Genomic DNA, 20832 nt, shown 5'->3' with positions numbered 1-20832 from the left:
ACCCTTCGACCGTGCATCCTGAGCGGAGTCGAAGGGCGCTCAGGGTGAACGGAGAGTGAATTCTAAATGTCGAAATCATTTAAGGACAATCACTTATTTGCCCAGTTTTTTGCGAATCGCCTGAAGGGTTCTGAGCTGGGCTGCCGCTTCGGCCAGCTGGGTTGCCGCTCTGGAGTAGTCGAATTCGCCACTCTGGTTTTCCAGGGCTTTTTCTGCCTGACGTTTGGCTTCTTCAGCGGCCGCTTCATTCATATCATCGGCTCGCAGTGCCGTATCCGCCAGGATCTTGATCTGATTTGGCTGGACTTCCAGGAAGCCACCGGACACGTAGAAGACTTCTTCTTCACCACTGTGGGTAATGAGTCGGATCGGTCCGGGTCGCAGTTCGGTCAGCAGCGGAGTATGTCCCGGGGTAATACCCAGATCTCCCATGGAGCCGGTAGCAATCAACATCTCTACCTGACCTTTGAAGATCTCCTGCTCGGCACTAACGATGTCACAATCTACGGTTGATGCCATTGGGTGCTATCTCCTTAGAATTGCCCGCCTCCCGCCTCACCTCCCGTAAGAGCATTAGTCTTTTCGGGCAGCGGGAAGCGGGCAGCGGTCTCATTTATATGGACTTGGCTTTTTCAACCGCTTCGTCAATGGAACCGACCATATAGAAAGCCTGTTCTGGCAGCGCATCAAACTCACCTTCCAGGATGCCCTTGAAGGCACGAATGGTGTCTTTCAATGGCACATATTTACCCGGAGAGCCGGTGAAGACTTCTGCTACGAAGAAGGGCTGAGACAGGAATCGCTCAATCTTACGGGCACGGGATACGGTCTGCTTATCTTCTTCAGACAGTTCATCCATACCCAGAATGGCAATGATGTCTTTCAGCTCTTTATAGCGCTGCAGTACCGTCTGCACACCACGGGCCACTTCGTAGTGCTCCTGACCAATAACCAGAGGGTCCAGCTGACGGGAAGTGGAGTCCAGTGGGTCAATCGCCGGATAGATACCCTTGGAGGCGATATCACGGCTCAGTACTACAGTTGCATCCAGGTGAGAGAAGGTGGTGGCCGGGGATGGGTCAGTCAAGTCATCCGCCGGTACGTATACCGCCTGAATAGAGGTGATGGAACCGGTCTTGGTGGAGGTAATACGTTCCTGCAGTACCCCCATCTCTTCCGCCAGGGTTGGCTGGTAACCTACCGCAGAAGGCATACGACCCAGCAGTGCCGATACTTCGGTTCCCGCCAGGGTGTAACGGTAGATGTTATCGATAAACAGCAGTACGTCACGACCTTCATCACGGAATTTTTCCGCCATGGTCAAACCGGTCAGGGCTACACGCAGACGGTTTCCGGGTGGCTCGTTCATCTGGCCGTACACCAGCGATACTTTGTCGATAACGTTGGAGTCGGTCATTTCATGGTAGAAGTCATTGCCTTCCCGGGTACGCTCACCGACACCGGCAAATACTGAGTAACCGGAGTGCTCGATGGCGATGTTACGGATCAGTTCCATCATGTTGACGGTTTTACCCACACCGGCACCACCGAACAGACCAACCTTACCACCCTTGGCAAATGGGCAAACCAGGTCGATGACCTTGATACCGGTTTCCAGCAGCTCGTTGGTGGCGGCCTGGTCAGCGTAACTTGGCGCCTTACGGTGAATGGCTGCTCTTTCTTCTTCACCGATAGGGCCTTTTTCATCAATAGGATTACCCAGAACGTCCATGATACGTCCCAGGGTTTTAGTACCCACTGGCACCTGAATAGGCGCTCCCGTGTTGGCAACGTTCAAACCACGGGCAACCCCTTCGGTAGAACCCATGGCAATGGAACGAACGACACCGTCACCCAGCTGCTGCTGAACTTCCAGTACCAGATCCTTACCATCAACATTCAGTGCGTCATACACTTTGGGCACGCTGTCCCGTGGGAATTCGACGTCGATGACGGCGCCGATAATTTGTACGATACGACCGCTACTCATAGTCTTTCCTCACCCTTTAATCTTTTAAACGGCCACGCTTTTAAACGGCCGCAGCACCGCTGACAATTTCAGACAGTTCCTGTGTGATTGCTGCCTGACGGGCCTTGTTGTACACCAGCTGCAAGTCATCAATCAGGTTTCCGGCGTTATCGGTGGCACTCTTCATGGCCACCATTCGAGCCGCCTGTTCACAGGCATTATTTTCAACCACCGCCTGGAACACCTGAGACTCGATATAACGTACCAGTAAACCATCCAGCAACTGCTTGGCATCAGGCTCATACAGGTAGTCCCAGGGTCTCTTCAGGGACGCATCATCATCCGGTACCAGTGGCAGCAGTTGCTGCACTTGCGGCGTTTGGGTCATGGTATTGACAAAGTCGTTGTGTACCACAAACAGACGGTCAATTTGCCCCTCGTCGTAACGGTCCAGCATCACTTTGACCCCGCCAATCAGGTCAGCAATGTTGGGTGAGTCCCCAATATGCGTCATGGCTGCCACGACGTTACCACCATAGCTGCGGAAAAAGGCGGCGGCCTTACTGCCAATCAGACAGAGGTCGATGCCGACACCCTGGTCAGTCCACGCCTTCATACTTTCTACGGTCTTCTTGAACAGGTTAATGTTCAAGCCACCGCAGAGACCACGGTCAGTAGAGACGATGATGAAGCCAACACGTTTGACTTCACGCTCAACCATGAAACTGTGCTCGTACTCAGCATTAGCGTTGGCGATGTGTCCTACCACCTGACGGATACGCTCAGCATAAGGGCGGCTGGTTTCCATCCGCTCCTGGGCCTTACGCATCTTACTTGCAGCTACCATTTCCATGGCGCTGGTGATTTTCTGTGTGCTTTTAATGGACGAAATCTGCGTCCGTATCTCTTTTGCCCCGGCCATAATCAGTTTCCAGTTGTCAGTGATCAGTGCTCAGTTATGGGTGGCCAGTTGCCAGTCAGGCTTTGCACTGCCCACTGACAACTGCCCACTGACAACTGATCACCAGGTCTGGGTGGCCTTGAACTTCTCAATGACTTCCTTAAGGCCTGCTTCAATTTCACCGTTGTAGTTCCCGGACTCATTGATGGTCGCCATCAGCGCACTGTGCTCAGCGTTGGCATAGCTGATCAGGGCGGCTTCAAAATCACCAATCTTGTTCAGGGCCACATCCGCCAGGAACCCTTTCTCAGCGGCAAAGATGACCAATCCCATTTCCGCTAACGACATGGGTGCGTACTGGGTCTGCTTCATCAGCTCAGTAACCCGCTGGCCATGCTCCAGCTGATTACGGGTGGCTTCATCCAGGTCAGAAGCAAACTGGGCAAACGCCTGCAGTTCACGGTACTGGGCCAGAGCCAGACGGATACCACCGCCGAGCTTCTTGATGATCTTGGTCTGGGCAGCACCACCAACCCGCGATACCGAGACACCGGCGTTCATCGCAGGGCGGATACCGGCGTTGAACAGGTCGGTTTCCAGGAAGATCTGACCGTCGGTAATGGAGATAACGTTGGTGGGTACGAAGGCCGATACGTCACCCGCCTGGGTTTCAATGATGGGCAGTGCGGTCAGAGAACCGGTCTTGCCTTTCACTTCACCGTTGGTGAACTTCTCAACGTAGTCTGCATTCACCCGTGCCGCACGCTCCAGCAGACGGGAGTGCAGGTAGAAGACATCACCAGGATAAGCTTCACGGCCCGGCGGACGACGGAGCAGCAGGGAAATCTGACGATAAGCCCAGGCCTGCTTGGTCAGGTCATCGTAGACGATCAGGGCATCTTCACCACGGTCACGGAAGTATTCACCCATGGAGCAGCCGGCAAACGGCGCCAGGAACTGCATTGCCGCCGGATCAGCCGCACCGGCCGCCACCACAATGGTGTGGTCCATGGCACCATGTTCTTCCAGCTTACGAACCACGTTGGCAATGGTGGACTGCTTCTGACCAACAGCAACGTAGACACACTTAACGCCAGCGCCTTTCTGGTTAATGATGGCGTCGATCGCCAGCGCGGTTTTACCGGTCTGACGGTCACCGATGATCAGCTCACGCTGGCCACGACCGATAGGCACCATGGAGTCAACGGCCTTGTAGCCGGTCTGAACCGGCTCATCCACCGACTGACGGGCAATAACGCCGGGTGCTACTTTTTCCAGGGGAGAGGTCTGCCCGGTTTGCAGGGCACCTTTACCATCAATGGGGTTACCCAGGGCATCGACCACACGTCCCAGCAGTTCATTGCCCACCGGAACTTCAAGAATTCGACCGGTGCACTGGACTGTCTGGCCTTCAGCCAAATCACCGTAGTCACCCAGGACGACTGCACCGACAGAGTCTCGCTCAAGGTTCAGTGCCATACCGTAGACATTGCCCGGGAACTTGATCATTTCCCCGTACATGGCATCAGCCAGACCATGAATACGTACAATACCGTCAGTAACGCTGACAATCGTGCCCTCATTCTGGGCTTCACTGGACACATCAAGCTGCTCGATTCTGCTCTTGATGATGTCACTGATCTCGGAAGGATTCAGTTGCTGCATAGCTTACCTGCCCGCTCGTTATTCGCAAAAAAACCGCAAACGTACAGTTTTATTGATTCTCAGGAAATCATCGCATCGGCCAGCTTGCTCAGCCGGGCGCGGAGACTGCCATCAATGACCAGGTCTCCCGCTTTGACGATAACGCCACCTAAAATGCTGCTGTCGATCTCGGTCACCAGATGAACAGAACGTCCAAGTCTGGCCGCCATTTTTTCTGCCAGTTTATCTTGCTGTTCCTGACTCAGGGGATACGCTGAAGTCACCTGTACCTGCTGGGAACGTTCTTCTTCCGCTCTCAACCGGGCATACAAAACAGCGATTTCAGGCAACAGTTTCAGACGACGATGTTCTGACAACACCCGGAGATAATTCTCAAACGGCTGGTCCAGTGAACCGTCTCCCTGACACAGTCCAATAATGGTTTCTGCCTGTTGAGCACCACTTAACTGCGGATTGCCCAGCATCTCAATCACTTTCTGGTACGCGGTCACACTGGCACAGAGCGACAGCATGTCAGACCATTCGCTCAAACGTGATGCATCACGGGCATATTCAAATGCCGCTTTGGCGTAAGGACGGGCACAGGTTGTTAATTCCATGATCTCCAGCCCTCTTAAAGTTCAGCCGCCAGATCATCAACCAGCTTGCTGTTCGCTGCCTCGTCCAGACGTTCACCCAGAATTCGTTCAGCACCGGCAATAGCGAGGCTTGCCACCTGCGTACGCAATGCTTCACGAGCCCGGTTAGCGTCCTGCTCAATTTCAGCAGCAGCGGCGACTTTCAGGCGGTCGCCTTCAGCCCGGGCCTGTTCTTTGGCTTCATCGACAATCTGGTTTGCGCGCTTGTTAGCCAACTCAATGATGCCCTGGGCTTCGGCTCTTGCTTCTTTCAGCAGTTCAGCAACCTTGTCATTGGCCTGAGCCAGGTCTTTTTCTGCCTTGTCAGCAGCAGCCAGACCATCGGCTATTTTTTGCTGTCGGTCACTCAGCGCTTTGGTCAGAGGTGGCCACACATATTTCATGCAGAACCACACAAAGAACATAAAAGCGATGGATTGGCCGATCAGAGTTGCATTTAAATTCACGCCAACACCTCTTTTAGTTAATGTCGTTGGCTCCTTTCAGAGCCTGGCCTTCTCTCAACGCAGGTCGGCTCCCGGGGGAACCGACCTGCGTGGCTTGGCACTTGGTCGGGCATTAACGTCTTTGCTTAGAGCAGTCCAACGAACGGGTTAGCAAAGGTGAAGAACAGGGCAATACCAACGGCAATCATTGGGATCGCATCCAGCAGACCGGCAACGATGAACATTTTGGTTTGCAGCATAGGCGCAGTCTCCGGCTGACGGGCAACCCCTTCCAGGAATTTGCCGCCCAGCAGGGCAAAACCAATACCCGTTGCCAGCGCCGCTACACCCAGCATGATGGCAACACTGATTACTGTCAGACCAACTACCAGTTCCATATTTCCTCCCGACTTTTCAGGTCGTGTGTTGTGAGATTTAGTGGTTAGTTAAAGTTAATTTATCCAGTGGGCAGATCCTGAACAGGATAAGCTGCCCAACTACCTTTTACTTAGTGTTCTTCATGAACGCTGCTCAGATAAACGATGGTCAGAGTCATGAAGATGTAAGCCTGAAGGGTAATAACCAGAATGTGGAGTACAGCCCAGCCAAAATGCAGTGGCAGCTGCGCCCAGCCAATCATGGCAATCAGGATAAATATCAGTTCACCGGCATACATATTGCCGAACAGTCGCAGCCCCAGGGAAACGGGTTTGGCTAACAGGGATACCGTTTCCAGCAGCAGGTTGACAGGAATCAGAATAACCTTCCCCAGCGGATTCTTACTGGAGAATGGATGCAGAGCCAGATCAGAGAACAGGCCAGACACACCTTTCACCTTGATCCAGAAGAAGAGCATCAGGAAGAAGACGCTGATCGACATGGACATGGTGATGTTCGGATCTGTCGATGGCACGATCTTCATGTAGGGAATGCCTGCCAGCGTTGCCAGACCGGGAATCCAGTCCACAGGAATCAGGTCCATCAGGTTCATGAAGAAAATCCAGACAAAAATGGTCAGGGCCAGGGGGGCAATCAGTGGGTTTTTGCCATGGAAGGATTCGCGAACACTGGTGTCCACAAATTCGACAATGGACTCAATGACATTTTGCAGCTTACCAGGAACACCAGCTGTGGCATTTTTGGCCACAAAGCGGAACAGGAGAACAAACACAAATCCGAGAAATACCGACCAGAGCATGCTGTCTACATGAATTGCCCAGAACCCCATCTCTTTGGCTTCAGCGGGGGTCAGGGCAAACGTCCAGGTTGGCTCGGTCAGAACACCCTGAGGATGCCCATAAGCATCAACTCGCTGGTAACCAGCAGGCAGCTGACCATACGTCAAATTCTGCAAGTGGTGCTGTATGTATTCAGTAGCAGTATTTGCCATGGCTAATCCTGTATACCATCCATTACATTGTCAATATCAAAGCTGCCTGAGCTTTCAACTTTTGATTTAAAATCAAAGAGCAAGACATTAAGCAGCTTTTCCACTTAAACACTTTTCAGCAATCAACCGCCATGGGCGGGCCGTGGTGTACAAATCACTACTTCACTGGCTTCTGCCGACGGGCCACCAGCAATGGAGCAAACCAGCTTACCGCCTGAACCATGATAAAAGTTCCAAACAATGCCAATGGTTCCAGCGGTTCAACCAGGGTAAAAACCAGAATAAAACCCGCTGTGGTCAGTACCAGTTTGCCAGCTTCTCCACAGTAGAATGAGCTGACAATAAGTTTTGCCGAGCGTGCACCACGGTAGCGGAACGCTCGCCATACAAAATACGCATTGGGCAGCGAGCAACAGAGCCCCCCCAGAAGTGAGGACAATGTAAAAGTGATTCCCACAGGAAGCAGCGCCAGGGCCAGCACAGCAGATACCACCAACTGAGCAACAATAACACGATGCACTGGTGGCTGTTGGAGCCACATATATTTACGATGATCAGCAAGACCGGATTTGCGGCTGGCAAATCCAGACCAGTCATCACGACCCATTGCCATTTGCTGCTTCCAGGCTTTTGCTTCTGACATACTTCCGTTAACTACAGCTCAATTATCTTCCCCCGCTTTCACCAGGAAAAGGGGGGGAGCAAAAGATTATTGCATGCACGCCGCGTCATAAATTTTTGGATTGCGTCAGCATCTGTTGTTTGATTGATGATTTCTGACATCCTAGCGGCCGCAGTATATGGGTAATAGTACCTATATTCAACCGAAACCATACTGGCCATTGATATTTCACAAAGTCATAAAACACAGAATCTGATAGAACAGCCGGTCAGCACACGCGGTATAAAGGTTAGGAGAATGCGCCCAGACATTTAGCAGGCAAAATTCGTCGTCTGAAAAATCAAATACCCAGTGTATAAAAATCAACCGCTGTTTAATGGCTTCGATGCAAATACGAATTGGCATAGCTGATTAAAAACCGTACTTTTATACTTTTTCTTGTGGGTCAGTAGGTAAAAATGACGCTTCAGGTTCAGTCCTGTCACCCCAATCGTTGCCATATGCCCGGTATCCAGTGTTGATTTTGCCGCCAGACTTGAAATACAGGCGATACCAACACCGTCACTGACCGCCTGTTTCACCGCTTCTGAACGGTTTAGCATCATGGCAACCTTTGGCGACGCCAGCTGAGTAGCTATCATCTCATCGAACAGTTCGCGCGTGCCCGAGCCCGGCTCTCTTAACACCCACAACTCATTGGACAGTGAAGACAGTGGGATATTGCCCTTATTGGCCAATGGATGATCCGGACTGCAAATAACCACCAGCTCATCTTCCAGCCATGAGGTTACTTCGATATCCGGATGCAGGCAGACACCCTCGACGACCGCAAGATCTGTCTTGAAATCCAACAGCCGCTGCTCAATGACACGGGTATTATCAATTTCCAGATCAATTCTGATACCAGGATGACTTTCCCGGAACCGGGCAAGTATTTTGGGCAACAGGTTATTGCCTATCGTTGAGCTGGCATTCAAGACCAGAGAACCCGTCTCATAAGATCCATCCCCTGCAAACTGGTTTTCCAACTCCTTTGCGCGATCAATCAATTCGCATGCCTTTGGCAACAGAGCGCGGCCGGAATCATTCATCTTCAGGCCTGCGCCCTGATTACGGTCAAACAGTGGTCCCAGATGCTTTTCCAGTTCAGATAAAGCCATGCTGGCCGCTGGCTGGGAAATATGCAAACTCTCAGCAGCACCAGTCACTCTTGCGTACTGTGCGACGGCCCGAAATATTTCCAGCTGACGAAGCGTAATATGCATATGATGTACAGCCTATTCCATCAAAAACCAGAGAATCAGGTTGCTGATCCGGATTCACTTGATATTCCCTATTCCCGATGCTTTGCTGCCCGACGTTTTTTGATAGTTCAGACTGAAGCCAAGCAGAGAATATCACCGCTTAAAATGCATCAGGGCATAAGAATACTTGATAGGCTCGCAAAGTATTATTGATTTTTATAAAAATTTTACCGCCATATACTGAAATTATCGTTATCCCATCACTGAACTTATTCAGTTTATGTGAGTTATATCATGAAAAACAGTGGTATCAGCGGCTGGGTTGAGCTGAAGAAACAGACCCCATATTTTGAAACGATCGTAAACTGCAGACGTATTCTCAGAAAGACAACACCGTGGAGCGATATGGCGCTCTTCTTTAAAGAAGCAGATAAGCACATCAAATAGTGCTCAATCGATATTTAACCCATGCAATTAATATCAGCCGCTTTTCAAGTGGCTTTTTTATTGGCAACATAACAAAAAGCTGCGCAAACAAAGCACATAAGTAGTTAACCAAATCTTAAATTCCACGCTTAAACAACAATAGAATTGCACAAAAGTACTAGTGGTATTTTTAATATTTGAAAAACATTCAAAACATCTATCTTGATAATCAAAATCAAACAATTTTTTCCACTAATTTTTAATTTATACCCACCGTATTTACGTTTTGGAATCAGCCATTCTTAATAAAATTGCACCTTAGTTCTCTAAATGAAAATGGCAGAAAGCGGATAAGTGTTCTATATAAAATTACTGATTAATAACGAAACACTGTCTTCAATAGTTCTTCTGAGTTTAAACCACAAAGTTATCTATCTTATTTGCTCAGAAAAATGAACTATTTTAGCAATGTTTCCTTATTTTGAGCTTGATCTATAGACCATAGAAAAAGCAGCCGGTTGTTTCTTGTACACACATTTGATATGGAATACGTTGGGAATACCCATGAAAAAGATAACTTCTCTCTTAACCGCCCTTGCTGTTTCTGCAGTTTCCTCATTAGCCCTGGCCACCGGGTGGGATGATGGCCTGTCGGAAAATGATATGTTTGTTGGCCTTGAAGGAGGCTATGCCAAGACCAAAGTAAAGATTGACGATTCCGATTCATCTCTTGATAACAGTGAAAGTACCGGCCTCTTTGGGCTTCGCCTTGGCGGCTTCCTGCATGATGAAACCAGAGCTTACTTCACCGTCGGTTATCTAAAGCCGAAAGATGCTCAATGGGGCTCTGATGGTGTCGATGATTTTAAAGTTCATGACATTAAACAACTTAATCTGCTGGTTTCAGCTGATTATTTGTTTATGCCAGAATGGGAAGTTCAGCCATTTATTGGTTTAACCATTGGTGCCACAGAAATAAAAGCCAGCGGTTCTTACAGTTCAAACAATTCAGTTATTGAAGATAATTTTAAAAAGAAATGGGGCTTTGCTTATGGTGCTCAGGCAGGTGTAGTTTACCAGATTGACAATATTGATTTGGAAGCTGGCTTAAAATATCTAACCAACGACATTTCTCATCATTTCCTGGAGTCTGACAATACCAAACTGAAAGTAAACGACTCTTCCCAAGTTTATGTCGCCGCATCCATCCACTTTTAAGCGCCCCCCAAAGACCCTGCTTCGGTATGGATTCAGGGTCTTTTTTTAACTACTCCCTAATCACATGTGGCACAAACCTTGAGCTGTCCCTGGTTATCGCTGAGTTATCTTCCCTTATTCCCATTCCTGCCGGACGATCAGCAATAACCCAGCTGCCAATCAGCGTATGGTTTCCAGCAAATACAGGCAGAGGCTGATATTTCTGTAGAACATAGCCACTATCGACATAGGGCCCATCAACAGTCACCATCGTCTTGCCATTTTCCATAACGGCAATATTTGCACCTTCTCTGGAAAAAACCGGTTTCTTAATGTAACGACTTCCCAAATCATCTCCCGGTTTTTCATCCTCGAAATAGCAGGGTAAAAGATTAGGGTGTCCTTTAAATTCCTGCCACAGAAGGGGAAGGATAGCCTTATTTGAAAGAACGGCCTTCCAGGGAGGCTCGATAAATAATGTATCGCTGCCCGGAAGGTAGGTCCCGAACGCTTCTTCAAACATGAACTCCCAAGGATAAAGTTTAAACATTCCGGGAATGGTTCTGTCTTCCAGGTCGGTAAACTGCCCCTCCGGACTGATACCAATGTCCTCAGTGTAAATAAACTGTGTACTAAGCCCAGCCTGGACTGCACAGTCACGGAAGTATTCAACCGTTCCATGGTCTTCTTCGGAGTCCTGACTGCAAGAGAAGAAAAGTGGCTCACCGGCCATCTTCTGCTTTTTCAGTAGCACCAGTGCTTCAATCAGCATTTCCTGAATGATATTGAACTGATCTATCTCTGGCGGAAGCTTCTTTTCTTCCACCATCTGCTCCAGCCAGAGCCATTGAAAAAAAGCGGATTCATATAATGACGTGGGCGTGTCTGCATTATATTCATAGAACTTTGCAGGTGATTTACCATCGTATGAGAAATCCATTCGTCCATACAGATGGGAATCCCTTCTCAACCAGGACTCACGCACATAGTCCCAGAAAAATCGGGGAATTCGCAGACGCGCCATCATCTGCTCTGAATTTACAGCCTTATCCACCAGATGCAGACACATCTGGTGGATCTCTGCGGTAGGGTCTTCAATATCCTGCTCTACCTGCTCCATGGTGAACTGATAATAGGCAGTCTCATCCCAATAGGCTTCACCACCAATGGTGTGGAATTTAAACCCAAGGGACTCCGCCAGTTTGGTCCAATCTTTTCTTGGCGCAGAGGTAATACGCAGCATTATCCCCCCCAGCTTCCTCTTGCAGCAGAACGGCTGCCAAAACCACCACGCTTCATGGTGGTACTTTTTATTGAAGGCTTGGCCGTTGCTTTTTTATCGACGATTACCTTTCCTTGCTTATAACTGCTGCCAACCCTATCGTAGTTACCCGTCCGGAAAAAACCGCCACTACCAAGATAGAGAGGAATAACCGTAAAAGAACTTCTGCTTGAGCCAGGCTCTGCGGCAAGCATAAAGCCCTCCATGGTCGGAATATACTCCCCGGATGCCAGTTGCTGGCACACAGTGCCAAAGTCCTGTTGGCAGTCTGAGGCGACATTATATTTGGGAGCCACCATCAAATGGTTCTGCCAGGCCTTGTTGTATTCATACCGGCAAACCGAATCTGATATCACGCCATCACTGATACAACTGGCTACGTCTTTGTAAACCAGTGCTTCTCTGGCTGAGTCTGTGCAGCCACTGAGCACAAACGGAGCAGTTCCCATAATGGCAAGCTGCAACTTCTTTGAACGCTTCATTATTCCCTTAACTCCGTTACTAATAGGTCAAACAGGCAGCGTTCAATAAACCGGCGGCAATTGATACTCCCCCCAGCCAGATACCAGAAGCCAGCTTATTGTCTGCGATATGCTCTGAGATTTGTGGAATAAACAGCCTTAGTCCGAAAAATGCAGCCAACTGAACAATCAGGGCAACGCCACCCCAGAGCGCCATATCCACCAGGTCAATCGAGTTTTCAATCACACTGGCCAGGGGCAGAACAAAGCCGATTAAACTGCCAGCAAAGGCAATCGCTGCAGCCGGCACATCCGCCTTAATCAATTTCATCTCTTCATGGGGAGTACACCTTGTATAAACCAGGACATAAACCCCCGTTAACACCAGCGCAACGGCGAAATAGGCAAGGAAAAGAGGAACTCCGGCCAAATAGTCGTGAATGGCAATCATACTGTTACATCCTGATCATTATTAGAACTGACTGACAAGGATACCCTTGCCAAGCCGGAAATTCATTGGTGCAATATTGGTTAAGTGACAGTCATGGATGAAATATCAAGATCAAACCCTAAGCTTACGACAGCTGTAGCTTCATCCTCGCCGCTGAATTCAAGAGACGCCAGAAGATATTCATAACGCTCACTGTCACTGATTTGTCGCTGATAGAGCATGGCCAAATGGTCTACATCATAAGCAGGTACCGAATCATCACGACTGTGAACCGTTTCCGTGAAATTGACCGGTTCAATCCGTCCGGGAACCGCCTCATCCCAGACCCGGTTGTAACTGGTTTCATCCAGGTGAAAGCGTTTATCACCAATTAAACCGGAGTCACTGACCCAAAGGCTCACGCCACTCTCACTGGCAATGTTATGGGTTTGTGCAAAGACAAAGAATTTTATGTCATCAATGTTCTGCGTTTCATAACCGCCACTTGTTGATATCTGAATAAAGCCATCATCCGATGTATAAAAGCGGCACAGCGAAGCACCAGCCCCTAAATCGATGAAACCTGCTGCCTCAATCGTCTGAACCCCTTCTGGCAAGGTGTATCCCAGTTGTTCACGGATCATCTGGAAAGGTAACAAATCCAATTCAACAGCACTTCCCAACCGCAAATTAAGTGGCGATGGTAAAGAAGCGCTCTTGCTTTCGTCTTCTTTCTTACGTTTAAACCAGTCAAAGATCATAAAAACAAACCACCATTAGAAACGCTTGATAGAAAAATCGGAACTATACTCTTAAACCTCTGACAGATGGCAACGAATAGAAAAGAGAACTCCTTATGTCTGAGTCATCACAGGCGTTATTTCTGATAGCAACCCTGATCCTCGCCCTGGCTCCGGGACCGGATTTACTGTACATCACCACTCGTGGGCTTTCCCAGGGAGCCATGGCCGGACTAATTTCTGCACTGGGTGTCCATACCGGTGTACTTATCCATACTATCATCGCATCTCTCGGGCTGTCTGCCCTGATAGCCTCATCAACCATGGGGTTTTCATTGATTAAATATGCCGGGGCGGCTTATCTTTGTTACCTGGGAATCCGAACGCTCTTTTTTTCGAAAGGTGAGAATAGCAATGAACAGTGTATTTCCAACGCAGCGCTGAAAAAGATTTTTTATCAGGGTGTTATTACGGATGTGCTGAATCCAAAAGTCATTCTTTTTTTTCTGGCTTTTTTTCCACAATTCATTGATCCATCCAGTCCCTCGGCTCAGATTGATATCTTAATGCTTGGCCTGACATTTGTGCTGGTTGCCTTTCCGATTGATGCGGCTGTTGGACTGTTTGCTGGCAGTGTTGGCAAACAAATACACCACTGCAAGCAGCGCATGCAGTGGGGCAAATGGATGACAGGCTCAGCGTTCATTCTTCTCGGCATCGGGACAGCGTTTACCTCGCCACCATCCTGACTAACCCTGACGGGCCTTCAGACGTTCCAATACGCCGGAGGCATCAGCATCACCCTTGGTGATACCAGCCGCTTTGAGCTTGGCCTGAAGATCATTCTCTGCAGTATCACCCGAAAGTTCACTGGCCGCTTCCATCTGGGCAGCTCTCTCTGCTTGTCGCTGCCTGATCCGTTCCAGGGAATCCGTTGCAGTCGCCATTTTTGAATGAACACCGCTGTGTTTGGCGGCACAGGCTGCCTGTGCTTTTTGCACAGACTCCGTCGCTTTAACCGTATCAACCTGCTGCTTGAGGCGACGAAGATTGGACTCTGCACCCGTAATGGCCTTTTTCAGGCTGACAATACTGCCAGCAAAGCTCTTTTCCATTTCCAGTTCTGAATTAAGCTGCGCCTCATACTCTGCAATCTTACTGGCAACCTCAGTGGCCAGCGATTCATCTCCCTGATCCAGAGCTTTAATGGCGTAACCTTCATACTCAGCCACTTTTTCCTTCAACCCGGCACATTTTTGTGAGGAGAGCTTTTGCTTGGCCATAATGCCAGCCAACTGAGTCTTGGACTGCTGCAGCTGATCACTTGCCTCACGAATTTCCTGATCCAGAATACGTAAAGCATTGCTGTCTGCAATCGCCTCACCAACTTCGTTGGTCGCCCCTTTCAGGGCCGTCATCACTTTACTCCAAATGCTCATACTATTTACCTGTTTCAAACGCTTGATAATCAGTAAGCCACTGACTCAGAAGTCAGGTGATTCCCATAGGCTTCTGTGGCCTTGATGGCATTGGCTGCCAGCGTTTCTATTTCCTGCACGATATTCTGCAGTGAAGACGATGAACTCAGTGCACCAAAAATGGTGTAGTACTCATTTCCATTCGGAAAGCGATCCAGACTGATCGTCGACAATGGAAATAATTTGTGCGTGCGCAAAACCTCATCATTTAACGCAACCGGGTCCTTAACCAGTGATAAAGGCCAGAGCACCGCATCGGCAATAATCTGCTCCCCGGAAACTGTCAGGTAGATAGGCAGATCGCCAAACTCAACCATACTGATCTCCAGACAGGGCTCAGTCCCATCCACCAGATTCAACACCGCATTACCGCTGGTACTCAGTGGGTCATTAGCCAACGCTTCGTATAAGCTTTGAATCGTCCAAACACTTGGTGACTGTGTCATGGTGGTATTTCCTGGTGGTTGATAGGAATCGATTTGCCGGAGCTGCTGCTCAATATCCCGCAGCAGGTTGGCATTTTCTGGCAAAATCCAGATTTCTTTTTTTACCAGCCCCTGCTCTCTCATCCTGGAGCGAAACTGTCGCTGATAATGTGCAGCGTTTTTCCGCAAGGCCATGAATGAACTCTCTGTATCAGTGATATGCCCGACCTGTAGCGATCAGGCAATCCATTACATGTAACAAACATTACAGGTAATATAAAGGTCGTATTGTTTTTTTCAACTGCCTGTTATGTAAACTTTTCATCGAGCCTGACAATCTTTCCGTAACTGTGGTCTGAAACTTTTTCTTGATCAGCAAGTCTAAAATGATGAGCAAACAGCCCACTGCCAGTTATCAGTATGAGTCATTAACATTGAATCTGTTCCTGTTCCAGAAGAGCTTGTTAATCGTACTGTCAGAGAGGCTCTGGGTGAAAACTATTTTCAGGAATTGGCTCAGTTACAAAAGAGTAAAGCAGAACGCATCGTCTTTTGGTTTGATTCCTGACTCTGCGGAGCTTCAAGCCTATGGAATCGGTAGTATCTGAACTCGTGCTCTATTCCTTCTCCTTCCTCCTTCGTGACTAAACAACTACCTGACTGAATGCTTGCCAAAAAAAATCCCGATAAATTGCTCTATCGGGATTTTTTAAGCTGTCTGTCCATAAGAAAATTATGTGTATGCAGCGTATTTTAAATAACTATGGAAATCACTCCAAACCGAAATAATTGTGTCAGCACCACTGACCCAATCTGTTATCACCATTTCAGGGAACGAAAGGTACTATCTTCGCATCAAACTCTCTGAACAACCTATTGAGGCTCAAACCCATGCCAATAAAAAGACACCTACAAGTATTCATTGCAACACTACTCTGCATTAGTTTTTTCAGCTTTGCGGAGACGGTTCAACCATGGAAATCGGGTAAAGCAAGACGAGTTGCTAGTCGCAGGATGCCAGTAATCCAGGTATACGAACATGACGTCAATGGTTTTATTGCCTGTTATTCACATGACGATATACCACCTGACCTTGTAACAGGAGATAAACACCTCCAAGGTTTTGTCGCTATGGAGGGAATATACAAAGGACGCATTTTTCATCCCGAGGGGTATTTAGATATGGATATCACCCCTTTTCATACAACGCCCAGTGCTATGTGCCAGAACTACATTCCATCCTGCCAAGAAGAGGGCAAGGAATGCTGGGCAGATGGTGACACCGGTCGCCACTTCCATCGCCTTGTTAGTGCACTTGAAGCTGTTGATCGAATGGAGGACAGCCTGGGCCCATACTGGTAGCTACTTCGGTAGCCTTGTTCAGGCACTTGAAGCTGTTGATCCAACCGTAACATTCTTTCTCCACAAAACAAAAAACCCCGACAGATTGCTCTATCGGGGTTTGCAGCCTTGAGCGAGCTCAAGGTTAATAATGATGCCTGGCGATGTCCTACTCTCACATCGGGAAGAAGACACAGTAAAAGCCTGCCACTTAGTACTATAGAGTATAAAACGAACAACGCTACAACCCCTGCTATCACTGGCATTTCACGCTAATAGTAACTCCATACCAAAAATAATGTGATACTGCTTGAGTGCTCAGAATCCGAATTCTGTCCGAATCAGATAAGAATAGTCTTGGGAGTTGCGTAGAGATGATAAAGAAGATCACTGAAAGCAGTGTATCAAAAATGAGTGAGAAAACCCTCAGGGATAATGAGATCCGGGGATTCTCCTGTCAGCAGAAGAAAACAGGCAAGTTTTTCTATTACGAGTACAAATCCCCCGTTACCGGAACCAACCGCAAGCATCCTCTGGGCAGACACGGAGAGATCACCGTCGAGCAGGCGCGAACAATGGCCAGGGCATCAGCTGGTGAGGTGGCAACCGGTAATGATCCCCAGGAACAAAAACGGGAACGGCGGAAGGAAGTTGAGAAGCAGAGGCAAAATACCCTGCGAGCTTTTATGGAGGGTGATTACCGGAGCGTGACCCCGGAGGAGACAGCGGATGTTGCACAGAAGAATATAAAGAGGCATTTCTCAAAGTGGCTGGATAAGCCCATGTCTCATATCACTGCCTTTGAAATGAAAAAATGGCTAAACAACTATCCGGGAGCCCCTTCCGGCGGTAATCGCATTATGAATGATCTTCGGGGCATTCTGACCAAAGCCGTCGCAGCTGGCTATATTGATAAAACACCGATGTCTGAAGTAAAGCGACTCAAGGAAGACAAGAGCAAGAAGATCAAATATCTGACCCGGGAATATGAACAACAGCTAATGGCCGGCCTGGATGAATATGATGTATACCGACGAAAACTGGATGGCCAGCATAATGGCACGTTTGCTGACCTGCTCAGGCCACTGGTGATCGTTGCCATTCATACCGGAATGCGTAAAGGCGAACTGCTCAACATGAAGGTAAACGATATTGATTTTGCATCCGGCATAATAACCGTAGTGGGTATGGGCGACCATTCCAATGGGCAAAATCACCAGAAAAAGAAGACCCGCACCAAATCACTCCAGACTCGTTACATTCCACTGAACGACATATCCACTACCATACTGAACGACTGGATTGATCAGACCGGTTACACCAACCTGGTGTTTCCCAATAATTCCGGCCAGCGAGCCTGTGATAAATTTATTGACCGCCGCTGGTATAAAGCCAGAGAAGCAGCAGGGCTCACCGGAAAAATCGATTTTCATGGCTTGCGCCACACCTTCGGCACCCGGCTGGCAGAACTTCGGGTGGATCTGGTCACGATTCAGGAGCTGATGGGGCATGAGTCACTGGATATCACCGCCAAGTACCTGCACACCAGCCCGGAGCGAAAGCATCTGGCAATTTCGGAATTAGCGGGTTATTGAGGTTAGCCCCTTACGGATGCGAGCTGGTCAGATCACCGAGTCTATTGATTTTGATATGGCAAAACTCCCCAAAATTCATCATTGTTTCTTCATAAAAATGACCGATAAGGCCATCAATAAAGAAAGCCCATTCCGTGTTGTCAGCAACAGAAAACTACCGGGAATAATCAGTAGCGACAGCCAAAGCAGATGGTAATAGGCAATCCCTAACAGGAGCACTCCAACAAGAAGCATCAGCATACACAGCGCTACTGCGACCATCGGTGGAATAACCATGCCAGATTCCCGTGCTGAGGAGATAATGACCATCCAAAGCCAAAGGTCGATTAGTATAAAAACAACCAAAACGATATTGCTAAACACCGGAGTAACTCCTGGGTCCTCGAGAACCAGGATTATAGACGATTCGCATATATCCAGCGCACCTTTCATAAAGGGGATGGCACCTGATCTACCACTTTCTGACGAAAGTTAACCAGGTCATGGATCTTGCTGCTGTCCGGGTTATATACCCACTCATGGTCAAACAGGGTTTCCATTCGCTCCCGTAAAAAGCAATTACCAATAACCAGGGAGTAAAAGCGATTTCCTGTTTCTTTTTGCTGCCCTATTTCAGAAGACACTTCCGGGGTTAAGTCGGCCATAATAAAGTCCGAAACAATCAGCAAGTCCGAATTTTCATACGACTCCTGTTTCATAACACTCAAGGCATGCTGCAAAGCGGGTGTGATATCGGTACCACCATGAAAAGACATGCTTAAGAAATCTATCAGCGCTGGCATCCCCTCAGTTCCTGTAAGTTCCAGTGTGGATATGCCGGTAGAAAAGTTAATCAGATAGCATGGCCGCTTCTGTTCTTTAGCCTTGCCAGCCATATACAAGGCAACTGCCTTGGCAATGGTTTCTGGCGTCCCATGCATAGAACCACTGGTATCGATGCACAGAATCATCGGCCCAAGGGAATGCTTATCTGCAGTGGTCACATCAACCTCAACTTCGTGCTGCTGGTTAATATTCTGCATTCCTTGCATGTCGAAGCACATCAGTCGAGATTCAATAAATTTAAGGTCGAATAATATGTCGGTGTCCGGATCTGAAAGCAGTGCCAGTTCAGAAGGAAGGGCATGTTCAATTTCATGGCCGGTGCGAACGCCAATAATTTCCTCTTTTGAGTCAATATCGGGTATCTGGGTGGCAAAGGAACGTTTTTGCCTGATGGTTTCAATACGTTCGGAAAGCTCAACTTGCCGCATTCTGCCCAACAATTCACAGATAGCACGGGCACCCTCATCATTAGCCAGATAGTTCGCCCATCGTTTAAATTGTTCGACTTGTTGTGGAGACAGAGCACCTTTAGAAAGATCAAGCCAAATACCGGGCTCAAGTCCCAGTGCTTCCAGGCTTTCTGTTAATTGCGCGATAGTATTAAGAAAATCCTCAAACTCCTTGATAAACTTCTCGCGCAACCGGGCTAATTTCTGAACCTCCCAAGCGGCCCGGCTCTGATCGAGTTCTTTCTGCCACTGATCTAACAGCAATGTTCTCGCCACCTTGACCCTGGATAGATCATTCGGCACTTGACGGGAGGAATCAGAACTTTTTTTCCTGTCAGCCTTCTGTGTTTTTTTAAGCAATTCCTGACGCCAGAAATGATCATCAACATGGATCTTCTCTGACTTGCAAAATGTGCTGTAATCGCTCAGAAGCTGGTTGATCTGATCGACACAGAGAGCTTCAGGGGCTATGGATTTCCAGTACTTTAAGCGATCATCTGAATGTCCGTGCTTGTAGCCATTCACCAGTTCCTTGGTGGCTTCTCTCTGCCAGTCATCTATAGCTTCGTTCATAGTCTGATGGAGGGAACCAAACTGACTGAGGAGTTCACCATATTTATTGGCAAGCCCCTCTTTTAGCTGACTAACCGATGTTTGAAGCGGTTTCATTTGCATAGGGCCTCCAGACGTTCACAATCCTTGATCCTGATCTGTAAGCTATGCAACTGCTCCTCTATGCCTTCCACAGCGAAATTAATGTCATCCTGACAAACAAAAACTGAGTCGAGGTTGTTTTGGTAGTCACCAAGCTTTTCCTCAACTTCCACTTTTATTTTAGAAAAAGCTGATCTTATATCTGCAACTGATCCTGACAAAGAGCGAATCAGCCTCTTGTTTACATCCGTTTTCTTAGCTCCTTTGTGAAACAGGATGGCTGGAGTGAACTCCGTTTTCTTATAATAGCGCTGATCCAGCTCTATAGAGCAGCTTCCTTGAGCATCAAAGAGGCATTTCACATCACTAATGATATTGCCACTTTTGTCAACAGGCTGAAATTTATCTTTCGACTTAAATTCTGATATCGGAATAAATAATTCTTTAATAATATCTCGGTTATGATGGTGATCGTATTTAAAAACCACATCAGCCTTAAAGAACTCTTTATTATTTAATGTCACCGTCTCGTAAACATCTTTGTTATGAAAAATCTCATGTCTGATTTCTTTATCTAGTTCCCGTCCAAAAACGCAACCAACTGAAAACATAAGTATTTAATTCTGAAAAATAAGTGAAGCCCTCCTGCTTTTTTACAACTAACCTTCCCAAGGC

At 48.1% G+C, this 20832-nt stretch carries 24 protein-coding genes; 5 read left to right on the top strand and 19 right to left on the bottom strand.

The genetic code is table 11. The features are described from left to right. Window positions 1-93: 93 nt before the first annotated feature. The 10 genes from KDK15_RS03890 to KDK15_RS03845 all read right to left on the bottom strand — a co-directional run bounded on the left by KDK15_RS03890 (window position 94) and on the right by KDK15_RS03845 (window position 8875). Window positions 94-519 (bottom strand): F0F1 ATP synthase subunit epsilon, encoded by a 426-nt coding sequence (locus KDK15_RS03890; RefSeq protein WP_257294052.1) that lies wholly within the window; start codon window positions 517-519, stop codon window positions 94-96. Between the two features lie 94 nt (window positions 520-613). Beyond that, window positions 614-1990: a F0F1 ATP synthase subunit beta gene (atpD, locus tag KDK15_RS03885; RefSeq protein ID WP_257294051.1), complete on the bottom strand. Its 1377-nt coding sequence runs from the start codon at window positions 1988-1990 to the stop codon at window positions 614-616. A 40-nt stretch (window positions 1991-2030) separates the two neighbouring features. After that, window positions 2031-2891, bottom strand: coding sequence for a F0F1 ATP synthase subunit gamma (gene atpG, locus KDK15_RS03880; RefSeq protein WP_257294050.1), 861 nt, complete (start codon window positions 2889-2891; stop codon window positions 2031-2033). A gap of 99 nt (window positions 2892-2990) precedes the next feature. Further along, window positions 2991-4535, bottom strand: a complete 1545-nt coding sequence (gene atpA / locus KDK15_RS03875; protein ID WP_257294049.1) for a F0F1 ATP synthase subunit alpha — start codon at window positions 4533-4535, stop codon at window positions 2991-2993. Window positions 4536-4594: 59 nt separating this feature from the next. Next, complete coding sequence (locus KDK15_RS03870) at window positions 4595-5134, bottom strand: F0F1 ATP synthase subunit delta (protein WP_257294048.1); 540 nt, start codon at window positions 5132-5134, stop codon at window positions 4595-4597. Between the two features lie 14 nt (window positions 5135-5148). After that, window positions 5149-5619: a F0F1 ATP synthase subunit B gene (locus KDK15_RS03865; RefSeq protein WP_257294047.1), complete on the bottom strand. Its 471-nt coding sequence runs from the start codon at window positions 5617-5619 to the stop codon at window positions 5149-5151. Window positions 5620-5744: 125 nt separating this feature from the next. Continuing rightward, window positions 5745-5996, bottom strand: a complete 252-nt coding sequence (gene atpE / locus KDK15_RS03860; RefSeq protein ID WP_020581950.1) for a F0F1 ATP synthase subunit C — start codon at window positions 5994-5996, stop codon at window positions 5745-5747. A gap of 110 nt (window positions 5997-6106) precedes the next feature. After that, entirely contained in the window at window positions 6107-6988 is an 882-nt protein-coding gene (atpB, locus tag KDK15_RS03855) for a F0F1 ATP synthase subunit A (protein ID WP_257294046.1), read from the bottom strand. Between the two features lie 157 nt (window positions 6989-7145). Then, a complete protein-coding gene (locus KDK15_RS03850; protein WP_373691330.1) occupies window positions 7146-7529 on the bottom strand; it encodes a F0F1 ATP synthase subunit I in 384 nt (127 codons plus the stop codon). 443 nt (window positions 7530-7972) lie between these two features. Continuing rightward, window positions 7973-8875, bottom strand: coding sequence for a LysR substrate-binding domain-containing protein (locus KDK15_RS03845; RefSeq protein WP_257294044.1), 903 nt, complete (start codon window positions 8873-8875; stop codon window positions 7973-7975). 273 nt (window positions 8876-9148) lie between these two features. Here KDK15_RS03845 and KDK15_RS03840 point away from each other — a divergent pair, with 273 nt between their 5' ends. Together KDK15_RS03840 and KDK15_RS03835 are read left to right on the top strand one after the other, a co-directional pair. Continuing rightward, window positions 9149-9301: a hypothetical protein gene (locus KDK15_RS03840; protein WP_257294043.1), complete on the top strand. Its 153-nt coding sequence runs from the start codon at window positions 9149-9151 to the stop codon at window positions 9299-9301. Window positions 9302-9844: 543 nt separating this feature from the next. Next, window positions 9845-10498, top strand: coding sequence for an outer membrane beta-barrel protein (locus KDK15_RS03835; RefSeq protein WP_257294042.1), 654 nt, complete (start codon window positions 9845-9847; stop codon window positions 10496-10498). Window positions 10499-10547: 49 nt separating this feature from the next. On the opposite strand, the gene KDK15_RS03830 is transcribed toward KDK15_RS03835, so the two are convergent. From KDK15_RS03830 to KDK15_RS03815, 4 genes are all read right to left on the bottom strand, one after another. Further along, window positions 10548-11720 (bottom strand): glutathionylspermidine synthase family protein, encoded by a 1173-nt coding sequence (locus KDK15_RS03830; RefSeq protein ID WP_257294041.1) that lies wholly within the window; start codon window positions 11718-11720, stop codon window positions 10548-10550. Continuing rightward, the gene (locus KDK15_RS03825; protein WP_257294040.1) at window positions 11720-12241 is read right to left on the bottom strand and encodes a DUF1190 domain-containing protein; all 522 of its coding nucleotides are present in this window, start codon (window positions 12239-12241) and stop codon (window positions 11720-11722) included. The genes KDK15_RS03830 and KDK15_RS03825 overlap by 1 nt, the downstream gene beginning before the upstream one ends. Window positions 12242-12260: 19 nt before the next feature. Next, window positions 12261-12671 (bottom strand): DUF350 domain-containing protein, encoded by a 411-nt coding sequence (locus KDK15_RS03820; protein ID WP_257294039.1) that lies wholly within the window; start codon window positions 12669-12671, stop codon window positions 12261-12263. A gap of 80 nt (window positions 12672-12751) precedes the next feature. Next, entirely contained in the window at window positions 12752-13411 is a 660-nt protein-coding gene (locus tag KDK15_RS03815) for a YjfK family protein (protein ID WP_257294038.1), read from the bottom strand. Window positions 13412-13506: 95 nt separating this feature from the next. Here KDK15_RS03815 and KDK15_RS03810 point away from each other — a divergent pair, with 95 nt between their 5' ends. After that, window positions 13507-14139 (top strand): LysE family translocator, encoded by a 633-nt coding sequence (locus KDK15_RS03810; protein ID WP_257294037.1) that lies wholly within the window; start codon window positions 13507-13509, stop codon window positions 14137-14139. On the opposite strand, the gene KDK15_RS03805 is transcribed toward KDK15_RS03810, so the two are convergent. Both KDK15_RS03805 and KDK15_RS03800 read right to left on the bottom strand, forming a co-directional pair. Further along, window positions 14140-14829, bottom strand: coding sequence for a PspA/IM30 family protein (locus KDK15_RS03805; RefSeq protein WP_257294036.1), 690 nt, complete (start codon window positions 14827-14829; stop codon window positions 14140-14142). Between the two features lie 29 nt (window positions 14830-14858). Beyond that, window positions 14859-15488: a YjfI family protein gene (locus tag KDK15_RS03800; protein ID WP_257294035.1), complete on the bottom strand. Its 630-nt coding sequence runs from the start codon at window positions 15486-15488 to the stop codon at window positions 14859-14861. A gap of 987 nt (window positions 15489-16475) precedes the next feature. Here KDK15_RS03800 and KDK15_RS03795 point away from each other — a divergent pair. Together KDK15_RS03795 and KDK15_RS03790 are read left to right on the top strand one after the other, a co-directional pair. Continuing rightward, window positions 16476-16655, top strand: a complete 180-nt coding sequence (locus tag KDK15_RS03795) for a hypothetical protein (RefSeq protein ID WP_257294034.1) — start codon at window positions 16476-16478, stop codon at window positions 16653-16655. A gap of 389 nt (window positions 16656-17044) precedes the next feature. Continuing rightward, a complete protein-coding gene (locus tag KDK15_RS03790) occupies window positions 17045-18229 on the top strand; it encodes a tyrosine-type recombinase/integrase (RefSeq protein WP_373691329.1) in 1185 nt (394 codons plus the stop codon). A gap of 78 nt (window positions 18230-18307) precedes the next feature. On the opposite strand, the gene KDK15_RS03785 is transcribed toward KDK15_RS03790, so the two are convergent. The 3 genes from KDK15_RS03785 to KDK15_RS03775 are packed head-to-tail and all read right to left on the bottom strand — an operon-like array spanning window position 18308 to window position 20768. After that, window positions 18308-18661 (bottom strand): hypothetical protein, encoded by a 354-nt coding sequence (locus KDK15_RS03785; protein WP_257294032.1) that lies wholly within the window; start codon window positions 18659-18661, stop codon window positions 18308-18310. Further along, window positions 18658-20172, bottom strand: a complete 1515-nt coding sequence (locus KDK15_RS03780) for a VWA domain-containing protein (RefSeq protein WP_257294031.1) — start codon at window positions 20170-20172, stop codon at window positions 18658-18660. The genes KDK15_RS03785 and KDK15_RS03780 overlap by 4 nt, the downstream gene beginning before the upstream one ends. Then, window positions 20169-20768 (bottom strand): hypothetical protein, encoded by a 600-nt coding sequence (locus KDK15_RS03775; protein WP_257294030.1) that lies wholly within the window; start codon window positions 20766-20768, stop codon window positions 20169-20171. Before KDK15_RS03775 ends, KDK15_RS03780 begins: the two co-directional genes overlap by 4 nt. Between the last annotated feature and the right edge of the window lie 64 nt (window positions 20769-20832).

Source organism: Endozoicomonas sp. YOMI1 (assembly GCF_024606345.1).
Classification (GTDB): domain Bacteria; phylum Pseudomonadota; class Gammaproteobacteria; order Pseudomonadales; family Endozoicomonadaceae; genus Endozoicomonas.
This window is presented reverse-complemented; position numbering and strand designations above follow the sequence as displayed.

Bases quoted from the DNA above. Each gene is read 5' to 3' on its own strand.
- KDK15_RS03890 (WP_257294052.1), bottom strand. From the start codon at position 519: ATGGCATCAACCGTAGATTGTGACATCGTTAGTGCCGAGCAGGAGATC.
- atpD (WP_257294051.1), bottom strand. From the start codon at position 1,990: ATGAGTAGCGGTCGTATCGTACAAATTATCGGCGCCGTCATCGACGTC.
- atpG (WP_257294050.1), bottom strand. From the start codon at position 2,891: ATGGCCGGGGCAAAAGAGATACGGACGCAGATTTCGTCCATTAAAAGC.
- atpA (WP_257294049.1), bottom strand. From the start codon at position 4,535: ATGCAGCAACTGAATCCTTCCGAGATCAGTGACATCATCAAGAGCAGA.
- KDK15_RS03870 (WP_257294048.1), bottom strand. From the start codon at position 5,134: ATGGAATTAACAACCTGTGCCCGTCCTTACGCCAAAGCGGCATTTGAA.
- atpE (WP_020581950.1), bottom strand. From the start codon at position 5,996: ATGGAACTGGTAGTTGGTCTGACAGTAATCAGTGTTGCCATCATGCTG.
- atpB (WP_257294046.1), bottom strand. From the start codon at position 6,988: ATGGCAAATACTGCTACTGAATACATACAGCACCACTTGCAGAATTTG.
- KDK15_RS03850 (WP_373691330.1), bottom strand. From the start codon at position 7,529: ATGTGGCTCCAACAGCCACCAGTGCATCGTGTTATTGTTGCTCAGTTG.
- KDK15_RS03845 (WP_257294044.1), bottom strand. From the start codon at position 8,875: ATGCATATTACGCTTCGTCAGCTGGAAATATTTCGGGCCGTCGCACAG.
- KDK15_RS03840 (WP_257294043.1), top strand. From the start codon at position 9,149: ATGAAAAACAGTGGTATCAGCGGCTGGGTTGAGCTGAAGAAACAGACC.
- KDK15_RS03835 (WP_257294042.1), top strand. From the start codon at position 9,845: ATGAAAAAGATAACTTCTCTCTTAACCGCCCTTGCTGTTTCTGCAGTT.
- KDK15_RS03830 (WP_257294041.1), bottom strand. From the start codon at position 11,720: ATGCTGCGTATTACCTCTGCGCCAAGAAAAGATTGGACCAAACTGGCG.
- KDK15_RS03825 (WP_257294040.1), bottom strand. From the start codon at position 12,241: ATGAAGCGTTCAAAGAAGTTGCAGCTTGCCATTATGGGAACTGCTCCG.
- KDK15_RS03820 (WP_257294039.1), bottom strand. From the start codon at position 12,671: ATGATTGCCATTCACGACTATTTGGCCGGAGTTCCTCTTTTCCTTGCC.
- KDK15_RS03815 (WP_257294038.1), bottom strand. From the start codon at position 13,411: ATGATCTTTGACTGGTTTAAACGTAAGAAAGAAGACGAAAGCAAGAGC.
- KDK15_RS03810 (WP_257294037.1), top strand. From the start codon at position 13,507: ATGTCTGAGTCATCACAGGCGTTATTTCTGATAGCAACCCTGATCCTC.
- KDK15_RS03805 (WP_257294036.1), bottom strand. From the start codon at position 14,829: ATGAGCATTTGGAGTAAAGTGATGACGGCCCTGAAAGGGGCGACCAAC.
- KDK15_RS03800 (WP_257294035.1), bottom strand. From the start codon at position 15,488: ATGGCCTTGCGGAAAAACGCTGCACATTATCAGCGACAGTTTCGCTCC.
- KDK15_RS03795 (WP_257294034.1), top strand. From the start codon at position 16,476: ATGGATATCACCCCTTTTCATACAACGCCCAGTGCTATGTGCCAGAAC.
- KDK15_RS03790 (WP_373691329.1), top strand. From the start codon at position 17,045: ATGAGTGAGAAAACCCTCAGGGATAATGAGATCCGGGGATTCTCCTGT.
- KDK15_RS03785 (WP_257294032.1), bottom strand. From the start codon at position 18,661: ATGAAAGGTGCGCTGGATATATGCGAATCGTCTATAATCCTGGTTCTC.
- KDK15_RS03780 (WP_257294031.1), bottom strand. From the start codon at position 20,172: ATGAAACCGCTTCAAACATCGGTTAGTCAGCTAAAAGAGGGGCTTGCC.
- KDK15_RS03775 (WP_257294030.1), bottom strand. From the start codon at position 20,768: ATGTTTTCAGTTGGTTGCGTTTTTGGACGGGAACTAGATAAAGAAATC.